General features: G+C 72.3%; 20 protein-coding genes and 1 pseudogene. 12 read left to right on the top strand and 9 right to left on the bottom strand.

The features are described 5' to 3' along the window. Position 1: 1 nt before the first annotated feature. A complete protein-coding gene (locus tag ACIQRW_RS10080) occupies positions 2–1,285 on the bottom strand; it encodes a geranylgeranyl reductase family protein (protein WP_403757024.1) in 1,284 nt (427 codons plus the stop codon). A gap of 97 nt (positions 1,286–1,382) precedes the next feature. Here ACIQRW_RS10080 and ACIQRW_RS10075 point away from each other — a divergent pair, with 97 nt between their 5' ends. Next, on the top strand, positions 1,383–1,910 hold the full coding sequence (locus ACIQRW_RS10075; protein ID WP_403757021.1) for a GNAT family N-acetyltransferase: 528 nt from the start codon (positions 1,383–1,385) through the stop codon (positions 1,908–1,910). A gap of 35 nt (positions 1,911–1,945) precedes the next feature. Here ACIQRW_RS10075 and ACIQRW_RS10070 read toward each other — a convergent pair whose 3' ends face one another. Beyond that, positions 1,946–2,638, bottom strand: a complete 693-nt coding sequence (locus ACIQRW_RS10070; RefSeq protein WP_403757018.1) for a demethylmenaquinone methyltransferase — start codon at positions 2,636–2,638, stop codon at positions 1,946–1,948. A gap of 208 nt (positions 2,639–2,846) precedes the next feature. Between ACIQRW_RS10070 and ACIQRW_RS10065 the strand changes: the two genes are divergently transcribed. From ACIQRW_RS10065 to ACIQRW_RS10050, 4 genes are all read left to right on the top strand, one after another. After that, positions 2,847–3,356 (top strand): SigE family RNA polymerase sigma factor, encoded by a 510-nt coding sequence (locus tag ACIQRW_RS10065; RefSeq protein ID WP_403757441.1) that lies wholly within the window; start codon positions 2,847–2,849, stop codon positions 3,354–3,356. Between the two features lie 9 nt (positions 3,357–3,365). Then, positions 3,366–4,292 carry a hypothetical protein gene (locus tag ACIQRW_RS10060; protein ID WP_403757016.1) on the top strand — a complete coding sequence of 309 codons (927 nt, stop codon included), beginning with the start codon at positions 3,366–3,368 and terminating at the stop codon, positions 4,290–4,292. Next, positions 4,289–5,278, top strand: a complete 990-nt coding sequence (locus ACIQRW_RS10055) for a DUF3152 domain-containing protein (protein ID WP_403757013.1) — start codon at positions 4,289–4,291, stop codon at positions 5,276–5,278. The genes ACIQRW_RS10060 and ACIQRW_RS10055 overlap by 4 nt, the downstream gene beginning before the upstream one ends. Positions 5,279–5,516: 238 nt before the next feature. Beyond that, positions 5,517–6,113 (top strand): dihydrofolate reductase family protein, encoded by a 597-nt coding sequence (locus tag ACIQRW_RS10050; RefSeq protein ID WP_403757010.1) that lies wholly within the window; start codon positions 5,517–5,519, stop codon positions 6,111–6,113. A gap of 41 nt (positions 6,114–6,154) precedes the next feature. Here the strand turns inward: ACIQRW_RS10050 and ACIQRW_RS10045 are convergent, their stop codons facing one another. The 4 genes from ACIQRW_RS10045 to ACIQRW_RS10030 all read right to left on the bottom strand — a co-directional run bounded on the left by ACIQRW_RS10045 (position 6,155) and on the right by ACIQRW_RS10030 (position 11,248). Continuing rightward, positions 6,155–6,805, bottom strand: a complete 651-nt coding sequence (locus ACIQRW_RS10045) for an imidazolonepropionase-like domain-containing protein (RefSeq protein WP_403757007.1) — start codon at positions 6,803–6,805, stop codon at positions 6,155–6,157. A 13-nt stretch (positions 6,806–6,818) separates the two neighbouring features. Then, entirely contained in the window at positions 6,819–8,018 is a 1,200-nt protein-coding gene (mqnC, locus tag ACIQRW_RS10040; protein WP_069756823.1) for a cyclic dehypoxanthinyl futalosine synthase, read from the bottom strand. Positions 8,019–8,090: 72 nt separating this feature from the next. Further along, on the bottom strand, positions 8,091–10,073 hold the full coding sequence (locus tag ACIQRW_RS10035) for a protein kinase (RefSeq protein ID WP_403757004.1): 1,983 nt from the start codon (positions 10,071–10,073) through the stop codon (positions 8,091–8,093). Between the two features lie 293 nt (positions 10,074–10,366). Beyond that, complete coding sequence (locus ACIQRW_RS10030) at positions 10,367–11,248, bottom strand: menaquinone biosynthetic enzyme MqnA/MqnD family protein (protein WP_403757002.1); 882 nt, start codon at positions 11,246–11,248, stop codon at positions 10,367–10,369. A 320-nt stretch (positions 11,249–11,568) separates the two neighbouring features. On the opposite strand from ACIQRW_RS10030, the gene ACIQRW_RS10025 reads away from it, so the two are divergent. Then, the gene (locus tag ACIQRW_RS10025; protein WP_003967102.1) at positions 11,569–11,772 is read left to right on the top strand and encodes a cold-shock protein; all 204 of its coding nucleotides are present in this window, start codon (positions 11,569–11,571) and stop codon (positions 11,770–11,772) included. Between the two features lie 121 nt (positions 11,773–11,893). Here the strand turns inward: ACIQRW_RS10025 and ACIQRW_RS10020 are convergent, their stop codons facing one another. Both ACIQRW_RS10020 and ACIQRW_RS10015 read right to left on the bottom strand, forming a co-directional pair. Then, on the bottom strand, positions 11,894–12,724 hold the full coding sequence (locus ACIQRW_RS10020; protein WP_403756999.1) for an ABC transporter ATP-binding protein: 831 nt from the start codon (positions 12,722–12,724) through the stop codon (positions 11,894–11,896). Next, positions 12,721–12,963, bottom strand: a pseudogene (locus tag ACIQRW_RS10015) (oligopeptide/dipeptide ABC transporter ATP-binding protein); the annotation flags it as partial. The pseudogene ACIQRW_RS10015 and the gene ACIQRW_RS10020, both read right to left, overlap by 4 nt. A gap of 25 nt (positions 12,964–12,988) precedes the next feature. Between ACIQRW_RS10015 and ACIQRW_RS10010 the strand changes: the two are divergent. Further along, a complete protein-coding gene (locus tag ACIQRW_RS10010) occupies positions 12,989–13,816 on the top strand; it encodes a MerR family transcriptional regulator (RefSeq protein WP_403756997.1) in 828 nt (275 codons plus the stop codon). 64 nt (positions 13,817–13,880) lie between these two features. Here ACIQRW_RS10010 and ACIQRW_RS10005 read toward each other — a convergent pair whose 3' ends face one another. Next, positions 13,881–15,101 (bottom strand): amidohydrolase family protein, encoded by a 1,221-nt coding sequence (locus tag ACIQRW_RS10005; protein ID WP_403756994.1) that lies wholly within the window; start codon positions 15,099–15,101, stop codon positions 13,881–13,883. A gap of 302 nt (positions 15,102–15,403) precedes the next feature. Between ACIQRW_RS10005 and ACIQRW_RS10000 the strand changes: the two genes are divergently transcribed. The 5 genes from ACIQRW_RS10000 to ACIQRW_RS09980 all read left to right on the top strand — a co-directional run bounded on the left by ACIQRW_RS10000 (position 15,404) and on the right by ACIQRW_RS09980 (position 19,948). Next, on the top strand, positions 15,404–18,361 hold the full coding sequence (locus tag ACIQRW_RS10000; protein WP_403756991.1) for an AfsR/SARP family transcriptional regulator: 2,958 nt from the start codon (positions 15,404–15,406) through the stop codon (positions 18,359–18,361). Positions 18,362–18,565: 204 nt separating this feature from the next. Further along, positions 18,566–18,742, top strand: coding sequence for a hypothetical protein (locus ACIQRW_RS09995; RefSeq protein ID WP_007451789.1), 177 nt, complete (start codon positions 18,566–18,568; stop codon positions 18,740–18,742). Positions 18,743–18,941: 199 nt separating this feature from the next. Continuing rightward, positions 18,942–19,154: a hypothetical protein gene (locus ACIQRW_RS09990; RefSeq protein WP_403756988.1), complete on the top strand. Its 213-nt coding sequence runs from the start codon at positions 18,942–18,944 to the stop codon at positions 19,152–19,154. Between the two features lie 120 nt (positions 19,155–19,274). After that, positions 19,275–19,553, top strand: coding sequence for a hypothetical protein (locus tag ACIQRW_RS09985; protein ID WP_403756985.1), 279 nt, complete (start codon positions 19,275–19,277; stop codon positions 19,551–19,553). Further along, entirely contained in the window at positions 19,550–19,948 is a 399-nt protein-coding gene (locus ACIQRW_RS09980) for a type II toxin-antitoxin system VapC family toxin (protein WP_403756983.1), read from the top strand. Before ACIQRW_RS09985 ends, ACIQRW_RS09980 begins: the two co-directional genes overlap by 4 nt. Positions 19,949–19,960: the final 12 nt, after the last annotated feature.

Genomic DNA, 19,960 nt, shown 5'->3' with positions numbered 1-19,960 from the left:
CTCAGGCCTTCGGAGCCACCTTCGACAGGCCGTTGATGATGCGGTCCATCGCGTCGCCGCCCTGCGGGTCGGTCAGGTTGGCCAGCATCTTGAGGGTGAACTTCATCAGCAGCGGGTGGGTCAGACCGCGCTGGGTGGCGATCTTCATGATCTTCGGGTTGCCGATCAGCTTCACGAAGGCGCGGCCCATCGTGTAGTAGCCGCCGTACGTCTCCTTGAGCACCTTCGGATAGTTGTTCAGGGCCAGTTCGCGCTGGGCGGGGGTGGCGCGGGCGTGGGCCTGGACGATGACGTCGGCCGCGATCTGGCCCGACTCCATGGCGTACGCGATGCCTTCGCCGTTGAACGGGTTGACCATGCCGCCCGCGTCGCCGACGAGGAGGAGGCCCTTGGTGTAGTGCGGCTGGCGGTTGAAGGCCATCGGGAGGGCCGCGCCGCGGATCGGCATCGTCATGTTGTCCGGGGTGTAGCCCCACTCCTCCGGCATCGAGGCGCACCAGGCCTTGAGGACCTCGCGCCAGTCCAGCTCCTTGAAGGCGGAGGAGGAGTTGAGGATGCCGAGGCCCACGTTGGAGGTGCCGTCGCCCATGCCGAAGACCCAGCCGTACCCGGGCAGCAGGCGGTCCTCGGCGCCGCGCTTGTCCCACAGCTCCAGCCAGGACTCCAGGTAGTCGTCGTCGTGGCGGGGCGAGGTGAAGTAGGTCCGCACGGCGACGCCCATCGGGCGGTTCTCGCGGCGGTGCAGGCCCATCGCCACGGAGAGCCGGGTGGAGTTGCCGTCGGCGGCGACGACGAGCGGGGCGTGGAAGGTGACCGGGGTCTTCTCCTCGCCGATCTTCGCCTCGACGCCGGTGATGCGGCCGGTGCGCTCGTCCCTGATCGGCGCGCCCACGTTGCAGCGCTCGTGGAGCCGGGCGCCGGCCTTCTGCGCCTGCCGGGCCAGCTGCTCGTCGAAGTCGTCGCGCTTGCGGACCAGGCCGTAGTCCGGGTAGGAGGCGAGGTCGGGCCAGTCCAGCTGGAGCCGCACTCCGCCACCGATGATGCGCAGGCCCTTGTTGCGCAGCCAGCCCGCCTCCTCGGAGATGTCGATCCCCATGGAGACGAGCTGTTTCGTGGCGCGGGGCGTGAGCCCGTCGCCGCAGACCTTCTCGCGGGGGAAGGCGGTCTTCTCCAGGAGCAGGACGTCGAGTCCGGCCTTGGCGAGGTAGTAGGCGGTCGTGGAGCCGGCTGGGCCCGCTCCGACGACGATCACGTCCGCGCTGTTCTCGGAGAGGGGCTCGGTCACGGTCGGATCTCCCGAAGACTCGAATTCGCGTGCCGCGCGGCACATGTCCCGTGCAGTCTATGGGGGCCTGCGAACCAACCCTCCGAAGGGCTCCCTCATGTCGATAGCACCTGTCACGCCCCCTGCTTCGGCCCCCGCCGTACGCCTCCGTGTTCCGACCGACGAGGACGCCCTGACCTGGCACCGGGTCTTCGACGACCCGCAGGTCATGGAGTTCTTCGGCGGGCGGAGCGCGGAGCTGTCCGCGTACGAGGAGCTCACCGCCCGCCAGCGGCGGCACGACGCGGAGCTGGGCTACTGCCTGTGGACCATCACGGACGAGGAGGACGCCGTCCTCGGCTTCACCGGGGCGCAGCCGTGGCCGCACACGCATTACGGGCCGGTCGGCGCGACCGAGATCGGCTGGCGGCTGGGGCGTGCGGCGTGGGGGCGGGGGTACGCCTCCGCCGCCGCCCGCACGACGCTGGAGCGGGTACGGGCGGCGGGGGTGGGCGAGGTCGTCGCGATGGTCCACTCGCGCAACGCCCGGTCGATGGCGGTCGCGGAGCGGCTCGGGATGCGGCGGGCCGAGTCGTACGCCACCCCGCGCGGCCAGGAGGCCGTCTGCTTCCGGCTGGAGCTGTGAGCCCGGGGCCGTAGTCCCGGGCCGTTACGGGAACGTCAGGCGCGGGTGGCCCGGTGCAGGGCCACCACGCCGCCGGTCAGGTTGCGCCAGGCGACCTTCGACCAGCCGGCCTTCTGGAGCAGTGCGGCGAGGGCGGGCTGGTCGGGCCAGTCGCGGATGGACTCGGCGAGGTAGACGTACGCGTCCGGGTTGGAGGACACCGCGCGGGCGGCCGGCGGGATCGCCCGCATGAGGTACTCCGTGTAGACCGTGCGGAACGGGGTCCAGGTCGGCTGGGAGAACTCGCAGATCACGACGCGTCCGCCGGGCTTCGTCACCCGGTACAGCTCGCGCAGCGCGACCTCGGTGTCCTGGATGTTGCGCAGCCCGAAGGAGATCGTGACGGTGTCGAACGTCTCGTCCTTGAACGGCAGCTTCATCCCGTCGCCCGCGGTGAACGGCATCCAGGGGTGGCGCTCCTTGCCGACCTTGAGCATGCCGAGCGAGAAGTCGCACGGTACGACGTAGGCGCCCGCCTTCACGAAGGGCTGCGAGGAGGTCGCCGTACCGGCCGCCAGGTCGAGGATCCTCTGCGCGGGGCGGGCGTCGACCGCCCGGGCGACCGCCTTGCGCCACAGCCGGGCCTGGCCGAGCGAGATCACGTCGTTGGTCAGGTCGTAGTTGGCCGCCACACCGTCGAACATCGAGGCGACTTCGTGCGGCTGCTTTTCCAGGGAGGCTCGGGTCACCCTTCCATTCAAGCAGCCCGGCGTCACGGGTCCGTGGGGGCGGTCTCCCGAGGCCCGGGCCTCTCTCGAACTGATCTTCACTTCTCTTCAACCTTTTCGGCACACGGGTGCTCTGTAAGGGGTGGGAGTCCGCCCAGGGCGGAGCTTCGGGGGAGCACGGAAGCGCGAGGAGAGGGGAGGGCGGATGCCGGCAGCGGCTGAGCCCGCCATGGCCGACGGCGAGGGCGCCGCGTTCGAGGCGTACGCCCGGACCGGGCAGCGCCGGCTGTACCGGACGGCCTACCTGCTGTGCGGAGACGTCGAGGGCGCGCAGGACCTGACGCAGACGACGCTCGCCAAGCTGTTCCAGCACTGGCGGAAGGCGAGCAGGGCGGACAACCTCGACGCCTACGCCAAGACCGTGCTCGTCCGCACCTTCGTGGCCGAGCGCCGCCGCACCGTAGCCGATCTGCTCGCCCACAAGCGCAACGCGCCCCGCCCGCAACCCAACCCCGCGCCGGGTGCCGACCTCCGGGTCACGCTGCTCGCCCTGCTCGCCGAACTCCCGCCCCGGGCACGGGCGATGGTCGTCCTGCGCTACTGGGACGACCTGAGCGTGGAGACCGTCGCCTCGCTGCTGCGGTGCAGCGAGTCCACGGTGAAGAGCCAGTGCTCGCGTTCGCTCGTCCGACTGCGCGCCCGGATGGGCGACGTCCAGCTCTACTCCTCCGGAAGCTGAGGGCCGGTCATGATCCCTGAACCGCACGAGCACCTGCCGCCCCGCACGCACGACGAAGAGCTGTTCCGGGACGCCCTGCACCGGACCGTCGGCCCGCTGTCCCTCCAGCCCGATCTCGTCCCCGACGCCGTCCGGGAGGGGCGCCGGCGGCGGGCCAGGACCCGGGCGTTCGCGGTCGCGGGCACCTTCGTCGCGGTCACCGCCGTGACCCTGGGCCTCGCCGTGCTCGGCCCCTGGCTGCTGGCGGGACCGGACTCGGGCCCCACCGGGCCCGCCGCGCCCGCCGGCCCGTCCCTCTTCCTGCCCGCGCCCACCCCGTCCCCCCAACGTACGGAGCCACGCCCCGACATGCCGAGCCCCACGTCCACCCCCGTGCCGACGGAGTCCGCGGCCGTTCCCGCGACACCCCCCCTCGCGACGCCCTCCGCGTCGGCCCCACCCGGTCTCGGTCCTGAGGAGGCCCAGCGGCTGGATGAGTTCCGGCAGCAGGTGGCCGGGACACTGGACGCCCTGCTGCCCGCGTCGATCGGGACGGTCCTGCCGGTCGGCGAGGACCCGGAGAGCTACCAGGGGCGGCGCGGCTCCGTCGTGCGCGCCGTCCGCCTGTCGGTGCGTCCGGAGCCGGGGAGCGCGGCGCCCGCCTGCCGCGACATCCCGGAGAAGGGGCTGACCTGCGAGGGCCTCGCCCTGGACGACGGCACGCCCGCCCGGGTGTACCGGCAGCCCGCCGAGGGCGGGACGGGCACGGAGGTCTCCCTCCAGTACCGCTCCGGCCGCAGCACGGTGGCCCTGTCCGTCTCACCCGCGCCGTCCGGGGCGGGCGGTGCTCCCGTCACCGCCGGGGACCTTGTCCGGGTCGCCCAGAGCCTGCGGTTCCGGGAGCTGATCGCGTACGCCGACGAGAACCCCGTGCCGCGGAGCGGGGCCGCCTCGTGACGCGCCGCCGGCCCACGGGCACCCTGCCGCGCGCGTACGGGGAACCGGACCGCGACGAGGACACGTTCCGGCTGCGCGTGCCGCCGCCCCGGGCCCCGGGGCGCGCACCGGGCCGCTCGCGGTCGACGGCCCGCTCCCGGGTGCGCCGCAGACGCCGCAACCGGCGTCGGGCGGCCTCGCTCGCCGTGCTGGCCCTCGTGGTCGTGGCGGGCGCGGCCCTGCTGGTCGGCCGCCCCTGGCAGGACGGGGGCGGCCCGGCGGACACGGCGGCGCCGGGCTCGTCCCGTACGGCCCCGGCGGGCGGACCGGACAACGCGTCGGAGCCGCTGGCGGACCCGCCTCCGTCCACTCCCCCGCCGTCCCCGACGCCCTCCGCCTCCGCCGCGGCCTCGGACAAGAAGGACGGCGATGTCCGGGCCGAGGACATCCCCGCCTCGGGTCCCGGCACGTTCACCGTGGCCCGTGCGGGGGTCGACGCGAAGGGCAAGGGGAGCGCCTACCGGGTCGAGGTGGAGGACGGCAGCGGCGTCGACCCCGACCGGGCCGCCGAGGACATCGCCGCCGTCCTCGCCGATCCGCGCGGCTGGAGCCACGGCGGCGAGCGCTCGTTCCGTCAGGTCGCCGACGGACCGGCCGGGCTCGTGATCAAGATCGCCACCCCGGCGACCACGGACCGGATCTGCGGCGAGTACGGCCTGAAGACGCGCGGCGAGGTCAACTGCCGGGGCGGCGAGAAGGTGATGGTCAACCTGAAGCGCTGGCAGCTCGGTTCGCCGCAGTTCGACGGGCCCGTAGCGGAGTACCGGGCGCTGATCGTCAACCACGAGGTCGGCCACTGGCTGGGGCGCGGCCACGAGACCTGCCCGGGGAAGGGGCGCCCCGCTCCCGCGATGATGCAGCAGATCGACGGGTTGAAGGGCTGCGTCGCCAACGCCTGGCCGTACGACGCGAAGGGACGGTACCTGGGCGGTCCGAAGGTGCCGTGACCGTCCCGCAGGGAGCGTACGAAGTCGAGGATGAGCTGATGCACCCCGATGTCATCCGGTCGATCACCTGTCGGCGATCCCGCCACCTTCCACAACGCCCGGAGCCAAGCAGTCACATGATCGGCCGGACACGTCCTGGTCGGTCTGGTGTCATGATCACTCAGCGGCCTCGCACCCTGGCACGCCAACCGGCGGCCCGGGCCGTACCGCGACAGCGGGCTGGAAGAAGGGAACTGGCATGCGCAGACTCGTCCACTACATCGCCACCACTCTCGATGGCTTCATCGCGGGCCCGGACGGCGCGGACCCCACCGGTCCGAACGGCTTCTGGCCCATACCGGAGGACTACATCCAGCACCTCGTGGCCGAGTACCCGGAGACGCTGCCCGTCCATGTCCGGCAGGCACTGTCCGTCACGGCGGCGGGCACGCGCTTCGACACCGTGGTCGAGGGGCGGCGCAGCTACGAGATCGGTCTTGCGGCCGGAATCACCGACGCCTACCCCCACCTGCGTCACCTGGTGTTCTCCCGGACCCTGACCGAGAGCCCGGACCCCGCTGTCGAACTGGTCGCCGAGGACCCGGTGGCGACCGTACGGGAGCTCAAGCAGCAGGACGGCAAGGACATCTGGCTGATCGGCGGCGCCGAGCTGGCGGGCTCCCTGTACGCCGAGATCGACACGCTGATCCTCAAGATCGGCCCGCTGACCATGGGCGACGGCATCCCGCTGTTCTCCCGCAAGGCTGCCTTCGATCCGCGCACCTGGACGCTCGCCGACCACACCGTCCTCAAGGGCGGCGCGGTGTTCCTCACCTACACGCGCGTCGACGGCTGATCGCCGCTCCAAGAGCCTGTCGGGTGGCCCCTGACAGGCCCTCAGCGGGCGCGGTGCACGAGTCGCCCCGCGAGGACCGTCGCCACGCAGGCGCGCGCCCCGCCCGCGCGGAGGGCCGTCTCGTCGGGTACGTCGAAGACCGCGAGGTCCGCCCGGCCGCCCACGGTCAGCGGGGCGCCCGCCGTGCGGGCCAGGTCGCCGCCCGCGGCGAAGGGGTCCAGGTCCGGCGGTCCGGGCGTCGCGGGCGGCGGCGGGACCCGGACGAGGCCCGACCGGGCGACGGCCGTGCGCAGCGCGGGGTCCTCCGCGTCCAGGGGGCCCGCCAGGTGCGTCGTGCCGTGCCGCAGCATCCGCTGGAGCCCGCGCCGGACGGACCCGGCCCGTCGGGCGGTGTCCATCGTCGCCGCGAGCCGCTCGAACTCCTCGCCCCAGAGCGGGAGTTCGCCCAGCTCGTCGGCCTCGCGGGGATCGGGGTGGTAGCAGCGGGTGAGCAGCTCCCGGGCCCGGTCCTGGCGCAGTCCTGGTGTGAGGAGGCCGGGCCAGCGGCGGACCCGGGCCGCAGGGTGCGCGGCGACGACCTCCTCGTAGGGGCCGAGGGCCGCGATCCGCTCCCCGTCCACCGCGACGGCGCCGTCCACGACGGCCGCCGCGCCCACCGGGAGGACCAGGGGCGCGGCGTGGATCGTCAGCATGGGAAGCCGAGGCCTAGTTGGCGTTCAGGAGCTTCAGCTCCGGGTGGGCCGTGCCGCCCTCGATCGCCGTCGAGGAGATGTGCGAGACGACGCGCTCGTCGACCGGGTCCATCGCCGGGTCGTCGTGCACGACGAGGTGCTCGTACGTCGTGGCGCGCTGCGCGGGGACCCGGTCCGCCTTGCGGATCAGGTCGATGATCTCCAGCCGGTTGGAGCGGTGCTTGGCGCCGGCCGAGGAGACGACGTTCTCCTCCAGCATGATCGAGCCGAGGTCGTCCGCGCCGTAGTGCAGCGACAGCTGGCCGACCTCCTTGCCGGTGGTCAGCCAGGAGCCCTGGATGTGGGCGACGTTGTCGAGGAAGAGCCGGGCGATGGCGATCATCCGCAGGTACTCGAAGAGCGTGGCCTGCGTCTGGCCCTTCAGCTTGTTGTTCTCCGGCTGGTAGGTGTACGGGATGAAGGCGCGGAAGCCGCCCGTACGGTCCTGGACGTCCCGGATCATCCTCAGGTGCTCGATGCGCTCGGCGTTGGTCTCGCCGGTGCCCATCAGCATGGTGGAGGTGGACTCGACGCCGAGGCCGTGCGCGATCTCCATGATCTCCAGCCACCGCTCGCCGGACTCCTTGAGCGGGGCGATGGCGGTGCGCGGCCGTGCGGGCAGCAGCTCGGCGCCGGCGCCGGCGAAGGAGTCGAGCCCGGCGGCGTGGATCCGGCTGATGGCCTCCTCGGCGGAGACCTTCGAGATCCGGGCCATGTGCTCGATCTCGGAGGCGCCCAGCGAGTGGATGACCAGCTGCGGGTAGGCCTTCTTGATCGCGGAGAAGTGCTCCTCGTAGTACTCGACGCCGAAGTCCGGGTGGTGGCCGCCCTGGAACATGATCTGGGTGCCGCCCAGCTCCACGGTCTCCGCGCAGCGGCGCAGGATGTCGTCGAGGTCGCGGGTCCAGCCCTTGGCGGTGTCCTTGGGCGGGGCGTAGAAGGCGCAGAACTTGCAGGCCGTCACGCACACGTTGGTGTAGTTGATGTTCCGCTCGATGATGTACGTCGCGATGTGCTCCGTACCGGCGTAGCGGCGGCGGCGTGCGGCGTCGGCGGCGGCGCCCAACGCGTGCAGGGGCGCGGACCGGTAGAGGTCGAGCGCCTCCTCCGGGGTGATCCGACCGCCTTCGGCGGCTCGGTCGAGGACGGGCTGAAGGTCGGCCTTCTCGGTCACCGGGCTGTCACCTTTCGGCGGTTTTTCTACGGATCCTCGGACCGATCCAGCGTACGCCAGCCCCGGGCGCCGTCAGCCGCCGGACCTGGTGAGCTTCCCGTACGGGAGACCCGCGGCGCGTTCCTTCGAGCGGTAGTCCAGGGTGCCGTCGTCGGCGAGGCGGAAGACCAGGTCGGCCTCGGTGCCGGTGCACAGACCGGGCGTGCTGGGGCGGTCCGGGTCGGTGGCCTCGCGGATGTTCAGCTCCTTCGCGGTGCCGGAGGCGAGGGTGCCGACGCTGTTGCAGGTGACGGTGAGGCCGAGCTGGGAGATCGTCGTGCTCATCCGGACGACCCGCTCGCCGCGTTTCCCCTCGGTGAAGACGGCGGTGAGGGTGCCGTGCGGCTGGCCGGTCGTCTTCTCGGTGACCGGGCCCTCCCAGGTGCCCACGTAGGCCTTCGGCAGCTCGCCGACCGGGGCCCCGCTCGCGTCGGCGGACTCGGCGGGCGTCGGCTTCCCGGAGGCGGGCGGAGAGGCGGAGCCGGACGGGGTCGCCGCGGCGTCGTTGCCCCGGTTCCGGTCGGCGTCGCCGCCCGGGAAGAAGCCGTCGAGCAGGCCCGTGCCGAAGGTGACGACCGCGAGCGCCCCCGCCACCGCCAGGGCGACCGTGCAGCTGACGCGGCGGCCTCGGCGCTCCCCGGAGGCCGGCCGGTTCTCGGCGCTGACGGTCAGGGAGAGGCGGGGGTCGCCGGCGCGTTGGCCCGGCAGTCCGTGCGCGCCGTGCGCCCCGTCGCCGCCCTGGCGGTAGGTCCCGGCGTGCGTGGGCGGCGGGGGCACGGTGGAGGCGGGTTTCGCGCGCGGAGGCGTCGGGGGCGGGGGCGGGGGCGGCGTCCCGTACATGTCGTCCTGCGGATGCGGCGTGCCGTACGCGTCGTCCTGCGGATGCGGGGTCCTGTAGGGCGCGTCCTGCGTCGCTTCCTGCGGGCGCGGTGTCCCGTACGGCGATTCCTGTGGCGCTTCCTGTGCCGCTTCCTGCGGACGGGGTGTCCCGTACGGCGCATCCTGCGGGCCCGGGGCGGGCGGGCCGAACTGCCCGCCCCTGCTCGGTGCGGCCGTTCCCGGGAGCGCCCCCAGCGACGCGCTGCTGAACGGCACCGGTCCCGACTGGACCGGCGCGTCCTGCGGTTCCAGGTCCAGCAGCGCCACCGCGGACCGGCTCACCTCGCGCACCAGCCCGCCCGGCAGCCAGCCGCCCGCCACCATCGCCGCCGCCCCGCCGGGCGCGAGCACCCGGGCGAGATCGGCCGGGACGGGCCGGGCCGCCGGGTCCTTGGCGAGGCAGCCCTCGACCACCTCGCGCAGTTCGCCCTCCAGGTCGCCCAGTTCGGGTTCCTCGTGGACCACCTTGTAGAGGAGTACGGCGGAGGAGTCGCCCGGGAAGGGGGCCGCGCCCGTCGCCGCGTACGCGAGGACCGCGCCCAGCGAGAAGACGTCGGCCGCGCCGGAGACGTCCCGGCCCCGGATCTGCTCGGGCGCCATGTAGCCGGGCGAGCCGACCGAGACCCCGGTGGAGGTGAGCGAGACGGTCGCGCCGAGGGCCCGTGCGATGCCGAAGTCGATGAGGCGGGGCCCGTCGAGGGCGAGCAGCACGTTGGACGGCTTCACGTCACGGTGGACGATGCCCTGCCCGTGGACGACGGCGAGGGCCTCGGCGAGCCCCGCGCCCAGGGTGCGCACCGCGTGTTCGGGCAGCGGGCCGTGCTCGGTGATCGCCTGCGAGAGCGGCGGCCCGGCGACGTATCCGGTGGCCACCCAGGGCACCGGGGCGTCCGGGTCGGCGTCCAGGACCGGGGCGGTCCACTGGGCGCCGATGCGCCGGGCGGACTCCACCTCGCGCCGGAACCGGGCGCGGAACTGCTCGTCGAGGGCGAAGTGGGGGTGGACGACCTTGACCGCGACCGTGCGCCCGCCCGCGCTGCGGCCGAGATAGACCCGGCCCATACCGCCCGCACCGAGCCTGCCGAGCAGCCGGTAGGCACCGATGGTGCGCGGTTCGCCCGCTTCCAGCGGCTGCATATGGACTCCCCCTGTGAACCCTGCGGACGGTGAACCCGTGGACGGTAAACCCGGTGGACGGTCCGGACCCGGACCGAAGCCTAGGGGGCGCCAACGGCGCGGTCACCGGGAAACGGCCGGACCATTCCCCCTTCTCCGGTCAGGAGGGGATCTTTTCGCCCCGGGGAAAGGCGCGAATGTGTTGTTGCACGGCCTCTCCCATTCCCTTTACGGGTACGGAAAGGGAATTCCCTCCATTCCCCGGTTCAGCCGCCCAGCCGCCCAGCCACTCAGCCGCTCAGTCGCTCAGTCGCTCAGTCGCCGAGCAGCTCCACGTGGACGTCGGCCGGGTAACCGGTGTCCCGGCCCGTGCGACGGGCGAACTCGCGGACGCCGGCCAGCTGGTCCGGGCCGAAGCGGAAGTCGAGCGTCGTGAAGTACTGCTCCAGCACCTCCGCGTCGAAGGCCTCCCAGCGGGCCGCCTGCTCCGCGACCTTGGTGACCTCCTCCAGGGAGAGGTCCCGGGAGGCCAGGAACGCCTGGTGGACCTGGGCCGCCTGTTCGGGGTGGGCGGCGAGGAAGTCCTTGCGGGCCGCCCAGACGGCGAAGACGAACGGCAGCCCCGTCCACTCCTTCCACATCTGGCCCAGGTCGTGGACCTGGAGCCCGAGCCGGGGGGCGTCGTGCAGGTTGGCGCGCAGCGCGGCGTCGCCGATCAGCACGGCGGCGTCCGCCTCCTGCATCATCAGGCCCAGGTCGGGCGGGCAGGTGTAGTAGTCGGGCCGGACGCCGTAGCGCTCGGCCAGCAGCAGCTGCGCCAGCCGCACCGAGGTGCGGGAGGTCGAGCCGAGCGCCACCCGGGCCCGGTCGAGCTGCTCCAGCGGGAGCTGGGAGACGATCACGCAGGACATGACCGGCCCGTCGCAGCCGACCGCGATGTCGGGGAAGGCCACCAGGTCGTCCGCGTTGCGCAGGTACTCCACGAGGGTGACCGGGCCGATGTCCAGGTCCCCCCTGATCAGCTGCTCGCTGAGCCGCTCCGGGGTGTCCTTGGAGAGCTCCAGGTCGAGCAGGGTTCCCGTCCGCGCCAGACCCCAGTACAGCGGGAGGCAGTTCAGGAACTGGATGTGGCCGACGCGGGGCCGACTGCGACGGTCGTCGTCGCCTTCACGGGGGGAGACGGTTGAATTGTCCACATCGCGAGGCTAGACCCGCAGCCGCCCGCGAGCATCACCGGGGCCCGCACGCCCCGTCCCACGCCCCGCTCGCACCCCGGTCCGCGCCCCCTTTCCGGGGGCCTCCCGCCGGAGCCCGGGGAGGGCCGTCAAACATTCGGGTGAAGTGATCTTTCCCTCTACCGCTCGCCGGAGACTGCGTGCTAGGCTCGCCCGCAAGTTGCAGTTTGGTTTCCCTTGCAGTACAGAGCCTGCGGAGCATGTAACCCGCAGGCTTTTGTAGTTTTCAGACTTGTTTGCAGGTTCTGGAGCAGGGCAACCCTTTGGCCCAAGGAGGGCTTATGGCTACCGGAACCGTCAAGTGGTTCAACGCTGAAAAGGGCTTCGGCTTCATCGCCCAGGACGGCGGCGGCCCGGATGTCTTCGTTCACTACTCCGCGATCAACGCGTCCGGGTTCCGCTCCCTCGAGGAGAACCAGGTCGTGAACTTCGACGTCACTCAGGGACCCAAGGGTCCGCAGGCTGAGAACGTCACCCCGGCCTAGTTGCCCGGGTCGGTCGATCGCGGCCGTTCATAGCAGTACCCAAGGAGCCCCGCTCCCCCGCTTCGGCGGAGGAACGGGGCTCCTGCCTGTGTGCGACCGGATCCGTGTACGACCGGATCCGTCAGGCCACGGCGGACCGGGCGGCGACCGCGTCGGCCGGGTCCCAGCCGGCGCGCGGCACCGAGGCCAGCAGCAGGCGGGTGTAGGGGTCGCGGGGGTCGGCGAGCACCTCGGCGGTCGGGCCCTGTTCGACGGCTGTTCCCCGCCGCATCACCACGACCTCGTCAGTGATGTGCTGCACCACCGCCAGGTCGTGGCTGACGAAGACCAGCGCGACCCCGGTGTCCCGGCGGATCCCGTCGAGTAGGTGCAGGATCTGGGCCTGGATCGACACGTCGAGCGCCGCCACCGCCTCGTCCAGGACCAGCACCTTCGGGTCGACGGCGAGCGCGCGGGCGATGGCCAGGCGCTGCCGCTGGCCGCCGGAGAGCCCGTGCGGCAGGGCCTCGGCCTCGCGCGCGCCGAGACCCACCCGGTCCAGCAGGCCGTCGGCCAGCTCCGCCGGCCGGCCGTGCAGCCGCAGCGCCGTGGTGAGGCAACGGCGGGCGGTGAGCCGGGGGTCGAGCGAGAGGTAGGGGTCCTGGAAGACCATCTGGATCTCCCGCGCACGGGCCAGCCGGGCCGCCCTGCCGCGCGGGGCGGTGAGTCCCCGGACCCGGCCCGCGACCCGGACCGTTCCGGCGTCCGGGCGGACCAGGCCCACCAGCATCCGGGCCACGGTCGTCTTGCCGGAGCCGGACTCCCCGACGATCCCGAGCGAACCGCCCGCCGGGACGGTGAAGCCGATGCCGTCGGCGGCGGTCAGGCGGCCCTTTCCGGGCAGCGGGTACGTCTTGCGCAGCCCCTCGACCGCGAGCAGCGGCGCGGGGTCCTGCCCTGAGGGGATCGTCATCGGTCGGGGCCCTTCTGCGGAATCTGCGATATCTGCGGTATCTGCGGTACGGGGACGTGTTCGGGCAGCCGGCGGCAGGAGGCGGAGCCCGTACCGCCGTCCGCGAGGGCCACCGGCTCGGGCCGCCAGGTCGCGCACTCCGGTTCGGCGTCCGGGCAGCGCTCCGCGAAGGGGCAGCCCGCGAAGGCGTCGGCCAGCGACGGCGGCTTCCCCGGGATCGGGCTTGACCTTGACCCCGTGTGAAGGGGTGCAGTGGGAGCCATCATGTTGACCATCGGAGACTTCGCCAGGTACGGACGGGTGTCGCCCCGGATGCTGCGCCATTACGACGCCATCGGACTGCTGCGCCCCGACCGCACCGACCCCGCCACCGGCTACCGCCTCTACGGCGCGGCCCAGCTCGCCCAACTCAACCGGATCATCGCGCTCAAGGACCTCGGCTTCACGCTCCAGCAAGTGGGGGCGGTCCTGGACGAGCGGGTGGGCCCGGAGGAGCTGCGCGGCATGCTGCGGCTGCGCCGGGCGGAGCTGGCGGAGGCGGTGGCGGCCGCGTCGGCGCGGCTGGCCCGGGTCGAGGCGAGGCTCCGGTCGATCGAGAGCGAGGGGCACATGCCTGCTGACGACGTCGTGATCAGAGCCGTACCGGCGGTCCGGGTGGCCGAGCTGACCGGGACGGCCGCGAGCTACCAGCCGCAGGACATCGGGCCGGTGATCGGCCCGCTGTACGAGCGGCTCTTCCCGCTCCTTCAGGGCGCCGGCCTCCGGCCCACCGGCCCCGGGATCGCACGTTACGAGGACGCCCCCGAGGGCGGCGGCGCGATCGTCGTGCACGCGGGGGTGACGGTGTCCGCCCCGGTGGGTGCGGTCGGGGACACGGAGGTGCGGGTGGTGGAGCTGCCGCCGTTCGATGCGGCCACGATCGTCCACCGGGGCGCGATGGACGACGTCCTGTCGACGACCCACACCTTGGCCCGCTGGCTGGACGCCAACGGTTACCGCTCCACCGGCTACACCCGCGAGGTCAACCTGGAGTGCCCGCCGGACCGCGAGCAGTGGGTGACGGAGCTCCAGGAGCCGGTGGCGAAGGCCTGATCCGGTGCGTACGGGGAGGGGCGGCGGCTCACCCCCGTACGCGACGCGCACCCACGCCCAGGCGTCACGCCCCCGCCCACAGCCCGTCCTCCGTGAGCCCCAGCAGCTCGATCGCATTGCCGCGCACGATCCGGTCGACGACGTCCGGGGCCAGGTGGCCCATCTGCTCCTCGCCGACCTCGCGGGAGCGGGGCCAGGTGGAGTCGGAGTGCGGGTAGTCCGTCTCGTACAGCACGTTGCCGACGCCGATCGCGTCGAGGTTCTTCAGCCCGAAGGCGTCGTCGAAGAAGCAGCCGTGGACATGCTCGGCGAACAGTTCGGACGGCGGCCGGTGGACCTTCTCGGCGACGCCACCCCAGGCCCGGTTCTCCTCCCAGACCACGTCGGCGCGCTCCAGGATGTACGGGATCCAGCCGATCTGCCCCTCCGCGTACATGATCCTCAGGTTGGGGAAGCGTTCGAACTTGCCGCTCATCAGCCAGTCGACCATCGAGAAGCAGCAGTTGGCGAAGGTGATGGTGGAGCCGACGGCGGGCGGGGCGTCGGCGGAGGTGGACGGCATCCTCGACGAGGAACCGATGTGCATGGCGATGACGGTGCCCGTCTCGTCGCAGGCCGCCAGGAACGGATCCCAGTCGTCCGCATGTATGGACGGAAGCCCGAGATGGGGAGGTATCTCGGAGAATGCGACCGCGCGCACGCCCCGCGCCGCGTTGCGCCGGACCTCGGCGGCGGCGAGCTCCGCGTCCCACAGCGGGACGAGCGTGAGCGGTATGAGGCGGCCGTGCGCCTCGGGGCCGCACCACTCCTCCACCATCCAGTCGTTGTACGCGCGCACGCCGAGCAGCCCCAGTTCGCGGTCCTTCGCTTCGGTGAACGTCTGCCCGCAGAAGCGGGGGAAGGTCGGGAAGCAGAGCGCGGACTGCACGTGGTTGACGTCCATGTCGGCGAGCCGCTCCGGCACCGAGAACGAGCCCGGCCGCATCTGCTCGTAGGTGATGATCTCCAGTTTGATCTCGTCCCTGTCGTAGCCGACGGCGGTGTCCAGGCGGGTGAGCGGGCGGTGCAGATCCTCGTACACCCACCAGTCGCCGACCGGCCCGTCGTCGCCCTTCGCCCCCATCACGGGCGCGAACTTGCCGCCCATGAAGGTCATTTCCTTCAGCGGTGCGCGGACGACGCGCGGCCCGGAGTCCGCGTACCTGGACGGGAGCCGGTCCCGCCAGACATGAGCGGGCTCCACCGTGTGGTCGTCCACCGAGATGATCTTCGGGAAGGTCTCCATGCGTTCCACGGTAGCGTCGATCTGACGAACCGTCAGCTACCGTGCGCGCATTGACATGGCTCATGGCGAGGGCACGGCACGCGGCACGGTTCCCGAATCGTTGTCGAGGGCTTGTGCAGAGCGTCACCCACTGCTGACGAGTCCGCCCGAGACAAGGCAGACTGTTGAGCGCGATACCAGCGGTACCGCGCCATCCGGATGCATACCGCACTTCGACGCACGGGCGGACATACGGACGCGGGCAGCACCGGCAGGATCCGCAGACGAGCGGGACCGGCAGGCGAGCAGGACAGGGGGCATCAATGGACCGTGACAACGGGCCACGCGTGCGCGTACCGGAGCAGCGAGCTCCGGAGGAACCGGTTACGGCGGACGCCCTCAGGTTCACCGTGCTCGGCCCCGTACGGGCCTGGCGGGGCTCGGAGCTGCTCTCCTCCGGCTCGCCCCAGCAGCGTGCCCTGCTGGCCGCGCTGCTGCTGCGCGAGGGCCGGACGGCCACCGCGGGCGAGCTGATCGACGCGTTCTGGGGCGAGGACCCGCCCTCGCAGGCGCTGGCCACGATCCGGACGTACGCCTCGCGGCTGCGCAAGATCCTGGGCCAGGACACCCTGGTGAGCGAGTCCGGCGGCTATGCGATCCGGACCGACCGCTCGGCGCTCGACCTGACACTGGCGCAGGACCTGGCGGCCGAGGCGGAGAAGGCCCGCGCGGCCGGTGACCGCTGCCAGGCGCGCACCCTGATCAACAAGGTGCTGGGCCTGTGGGACGGCGAGGCGCTGGCCTCGGTGCCGGGCCCGTACGCGGACAACCAGCGGACCCGGCTGGAGGAGTGGCGGCTCCAGCTCACCGAGGCGCGGCTCGACCTGGACCTGGAGGTCGGCTGCCACGCGGAGGCCGTCTCCGAGCTGACCGCGCTCACCGCCGCGCACCCGCTGCGCGAGAGGCTGCGCGAGCTGCTGATGGTGGCGCTGTACCGCAGCGGCCGGCAGGCCGAGGCCCTCGCGGTGTACGCGGACACCCGCCGGCTCCTCGCGGAGGAGCTGGGCGTCGACCCGCGCCCCGAACTGGCCCAGCTCCAGCAGCGGATCCTGCGCGCCGACGAGGAACTGGCGCGCCCGGCGGACGAGCCGGCCCCCGCGCCCGCCCCGCTGCGGCCCGCGCAGCTTCCCGCCACGGTGCCGGACTTCACCGGCCGGTCCGCGTTCGTGTCCGAGCTGGGCAGCCGGCTGGCCACCGCCGAGAGCTCGGTGATGGCCGTCTCCGCGGTCGCCGGGATCGGCGGCGTCGGCAAGACGACGCTGGCCGTGCACGTCGCCCACCAGGCCCGCCGGCACTTCCCCGACGGGCAGCTCTACGTCGACCTCCAGGGCGCGGGGGCGCGGGCGGCCGAGCCGGAGACGGTCCTCGGCTCGTTCCTGCGGGCGCTCGGCACGGCGGACTCGGCGATCCCCGACACCCTGGACGAGCGGGCCGCGCTGTACCGCTCGACGCTGGACGGCCGCCGCATCCTGATCCTCCTCGACAACGCCCACGACGCCGCCCAGATCCGCCCGCTGCTGCCCGGTACGCCGGGGTGCGCGGCGCTGGTGACGAGCCGGGTACGGATGGTCGACCTGGCCGGGGCGCATCTGGTGGACCTGGACGTGATGTCGCCCGAGGAGGCGCTCCAGCTCTTCACCCGGATCGTCGGCGCGGAACGGGTCGGCGCGGAACGCGAGGCGGCACTGGACGTGGTGGCCGCGTGCGGCTTCCTGCCCCTGGCCATCCGTATCGCGGCCTCGCGCCTGGCGGCACGCCGCACCTGGACGGTCTCGGTCCTCGCCGTCAAGCTCGCGGACGAGCGCCGCCGTCTGGACGAGCTCCAGGCGGGCGACCTCGCGGTGAAGGCCACGTTCGAACTCGGCTACGGCCAGCTGGAACCGGCCCAGGCCCGCGCCTTCCGCCTCCTGGGCCTCGCGGACGGCCCGGACATCTCCCTGGCCGCGGCGGCGGCCCTGCTTGACCTGGACCCGCACGCGGCGGAGGACCTCCTGGAGGCCCTGGTCGACACGAGCCTGGTGGAGTCCGCCGCCCCGGGCCGCTACCGGTACCACGACCTGGTACGCCTCTACGCGCGTGCGTGCGCCGAGCGGGACGAACAGCCGCCGGTGGAACGGGAGCTGGCGCTGTCGCGGCTGCTGGACTTCTATCTGGCCACGGCGGCGGGGGTGTACGCGCTGGAGCGGCCGGGGGATCGGTTGGCCGACCATCGGGAGCCCACCCAGTACAGCGGCCTGACCTTCGCCGACCGGCACACCGCGCAGGACTGGCTCTACACGGAGGCCAACTCCCTGCTCGCGTGCGTACGTCAGGCGTCGGGGGCAGGAGGGGTACGCCGAGCGGTCGACCTGCTCTGGGCCACCAAGGACCTCGCGGAGTCGGGCGCGAACTCCAAGCAGTACGAGGCGGCGGCGATCACCATGCGCGATCTGGCCCGGTCCAGTAACGACGCGCGGGCCGAGGGGCGGGCGCTGATCACCCTCACCAACGCCCGTCTCGTCGCGGGCCGGTTCGACCAGGCGGAGCGGGACGCGCAGCGTGCCATGCGGCTCGCCCACGCGGTGGGCGATCCACTGCCGAGCTGCTGGGCCCCCAACGACCTCGGCATCATCGCGCTGTACCAGAACCGCCACGCGGAGGGCGAGGCCTACCTCGAAAAGGCCATCGCCAACTTCCGGGCCGATGGCAATCGCCCGGGCGAGGCGAGCGCCCTGTGCAACCTCTCCCGTATCCACCTCGCGGTGGGTAACACGGCCAGTGCGGTGGCCCTGGCCCAGCAGGGCATCGACATATACGACGAACTGGGCCACGCGCTGCGCGGCGCGAACGGCCGGTACGCCTTGGGGCTCGCCCTCACCCAGAGCGGGCGGCTCACCGACGCGACGGAACAGCTCCACGCGGCGCTGGCCGTGTTCCGGGACAGCCGGCAGCGCCTCTGGGAGGGGATGGCGACCTTCCGTCTGGCAGAGGTGGATCTGGCCGCAGGGCTTCCGGCACAGGCCGCCGCGAAGGCCGAGCAGGCGCTCGCGGTGCTGCGCGGTATCGGCGGGGAGTGGCGGCGCGGCAACGTCCTCACTGTCCTGGGCCAGGCGCTGAACGGCATCGGCCAGCCGGGACGGGCCGCGGTGTGCTGGCGTGAGGCGCTGGACATATACGAGGCGCTCGGTTCGGCGGAGGTCGAAGCCGTACGGAAGTTGCTGGCGCTGACGCTGCCCGCCTGAGCCCGCGAGGCGTTCATCATTCGTTTATCGCGCCCCGACATGGTGGTTCCAGTCGTTCCGTCGCGTCGGGGGGCAGACGGGTCGGCCTCGGCCGTAAAAGGTAGGTTGAACGGCCGAACGACACCCGCCCGGCAACCCGACGGGGGAGTTGCCGGGCGGGCTCGTCGAGTCCGAGCACAGCCATTCAGGGAGCTGGAGAACACCATGAGCGATGCGCAGAAGAAGCCGGTCGTGAAGCCGCTCGACAACCACGCCACCGGCGGGGAAGCCACGACTCAGGACAACCACGCGACGGGTGGTGTGCTGAAGCCGCTGGACAACCATGCCACCGGCGGCACGGTCAAGCCGCTCGACAACCACGCGACGGGCGAGCCCGCCTAGACCTTCCCGACGGGGAACGGGGGAGCGGCCGCGGTGGCACCGAGGGGGAGCCGCCGCGGCCGCAGCATGTCCAGGAACGACCTGCTCACGTAATCGCGCCAACGTTCGACCGCTTCCCGCCACAGGGGTACCGCAATCGCCCCCCCCTGTCACTAGCGTCACTTCACGTCCAGAAGCTCGCTACACCACAGGAGTGGGAATGACCCGCACCAAGAAGACGTTAGTCGCCGCCGCGTTCGCGGTGGCCCTCGGCCTCGGTACTGCTTCACCGGCCCTGGCCGACAGCCACACGACCGGTGGCACCCCCGTCACGACGCAGGACCAGCACGCGACCGGCGGCACCCCCGTCACGACGCAGGACCAGCACGCGACCGGCGGCGATGCCACCACGCAGGACCAGCACGCCACCTGAGCGAAACGCGCAGAGGGGCTTGCCCACAGGTGCGTTCAGACCCCTCTGCGCACCATCTCCGCCTCCGCCCCGAAGCACCCGCCCGGGGCCGTGTAGCATTGAAAATGCTATAGTAAACGCATGACGGAAGCCCTCGACTTGTCCCCCGGAGACGGCCCCAGCAGCGGCATCTCCGTCTCCCTCACCGCCGGTACCCTGCACGCGATCCGCGAGCGGGTCGGCAAACGCGGCGTCTCGGCCTATCTCGAAATGGCCGCACAGCGACAGATCGAGCGGGACGGCCTGGACGAGCTCCTCGCCGACTTCGAGAAGACCAACGGGCCTGCCGACCCCACCTCGGTGGCCGACAAGCGCGCCAGGCTGACGAGCAACCCGCCCGAGGCCGGAGCAGCCGCGTGAGCGGTGCGCTGGTCCTCGACAGCGAAGGACTCGCGCAGGCCGTCCACCGGAACCGAGAGGTTCAGGAATGGCTGGAGGCAGCCCACAACGCCGACATCCCGGTCATCACCTCGGCAGTGGTTCTGGTCGAGGTGATCCATCCGCGGATCAACCCCGCCGCACTCTCGTGGACACTGTCACGCCTGCGCGTCGAACCGGTCAGCCAAGCCATCGCGCAGTCCGCCGCAACCCTGCTCATGGGCGCCGGGTTGCACGGTCACAAGTACGCCATCGATGCGCTGCTCTGTGCGACCGCCCTGGCGCACCCGGGCCGGGTCACGATTCTGACGTCCGATGTCGAGGACATCGGGCTCCTCACCACCGACCACCCTCGCGTGACGGCGGAGAAGATCTGACAATCCAGGCCA

This window comes from Streptomyces sp. NPDC091287 (assembly GCF_044768525.1).
GTDB lineage: Bacteria > Actinomycetota > Actinomycetes > Streptomycetales > Streptomycetaceae > Streptomyces.
The sequence above is the reverse complement of the archived record's forward strand: the minus strand, read 5'-3'. Positions and strand labels throughout refer to the sequence as shown.

Bases quoted from the DNA above. Each gene is read 5' to 3' on its own strand.
- ACIQRW_RS10060 (WP_403757016.1), top strand. From the start codon at position 3,366: ATGATCCCTGAACCGCACGAGCACCTGCCGCCCCGCACGCACGACGAA.
- ACIQRW_RS10025 (WP_003967102.1), top strand. From the start codon at position 11,569: ATGGCTACCGGAACCGTCAAGTGGTTCAACGCTGAAAAGGGCTTCGGC.
- ACIQRW_RS10045 (WP_403757007.1), bottom strand. From the start codon at position 6,805: ATGCTGACGATCCACGCCGCGCCCCTGGTCCTCCCGGTGGGCGCGGCG.
- ACIQRW_RS10065 (WP_403757441.1), top strand. From the start codon at position 2,847: ATGGCCGACGGCGAGGGCGCCGCGTTCGAGGCGTACGCCCGGACCGGG.
- ACIQRW_RS10035 (WP_403757004.1), bottom strand. From the start codon at position 10,073: ATGCAGCCGCTGGAAGCGGGCGAACCGCGCACCATCGGTGCCTACCGG.
- ACIQRW_RS10010 (WP_403756997.1), top strand. From the start codon at position 12,989: ATGTTGACCATCGGAGACTTCGCCAGGTACGGACGGGTGTCGCCCCGG.
- ACIQRW_RS09990 (WP_403756988.1), top strand. From the start codon at position 18,942: ATGACCCGCACCAAGAAGACGTTAGTCGCCGCCGCGTTCGCGGTGGCC.
- ACIQRW_RS10020 (WP_403756999.1), bottom strand. From the start codon at position 12,724: ATGACGATCCCCTCAGGGCAGGACCCCGCGCCGCTGCTCGCGGTCGAG.
- ACIQRW_RS09995 (WP_007451789.1), top strand. From the start codon at position 18,566: ATGAGCGATGCGCAGAAGAAGCCGGTCGTGAAGCCGCTCGACAACCAC.
- ACIQRW_RS10005 (WP_403756994.1), bottom strand. From the start codon at position 15,101: ATGGAGACCTTCCCGAAGATCATCTCGGTGGACGACCACACGGTGGAG.
- ACIQRW_RS10050 (WP_403757010.1), top strand. From the start codon at position 5,517: ATGCGCAGACTCGTCCACTACATCGCCACCACTCTCGATGGCTTCATC.
- ACIQRW_RS10075 (WP_403757021.1), top strand. From the start codon at position 1,383: ATGTCGATAGCACCTGTCACGCCCCCTGCTTCGGCCCCCGCCGTACGC.
- ACIQRW_RS09985 (WP_403756985.1), top strand. From the start codon at position 19,275: ATGACGGAAGCCCTCGACTTGTCCCCCGGAGACGGCCCCAGCAGCGGC.
- ACIQRW_RS10000 (WP_403756991.1), top strand. From the start codon at position 15,404: ATGGACCGTGACAACGGGCCACGCGTGCGCGTACCGGAGCAGCGAGCT.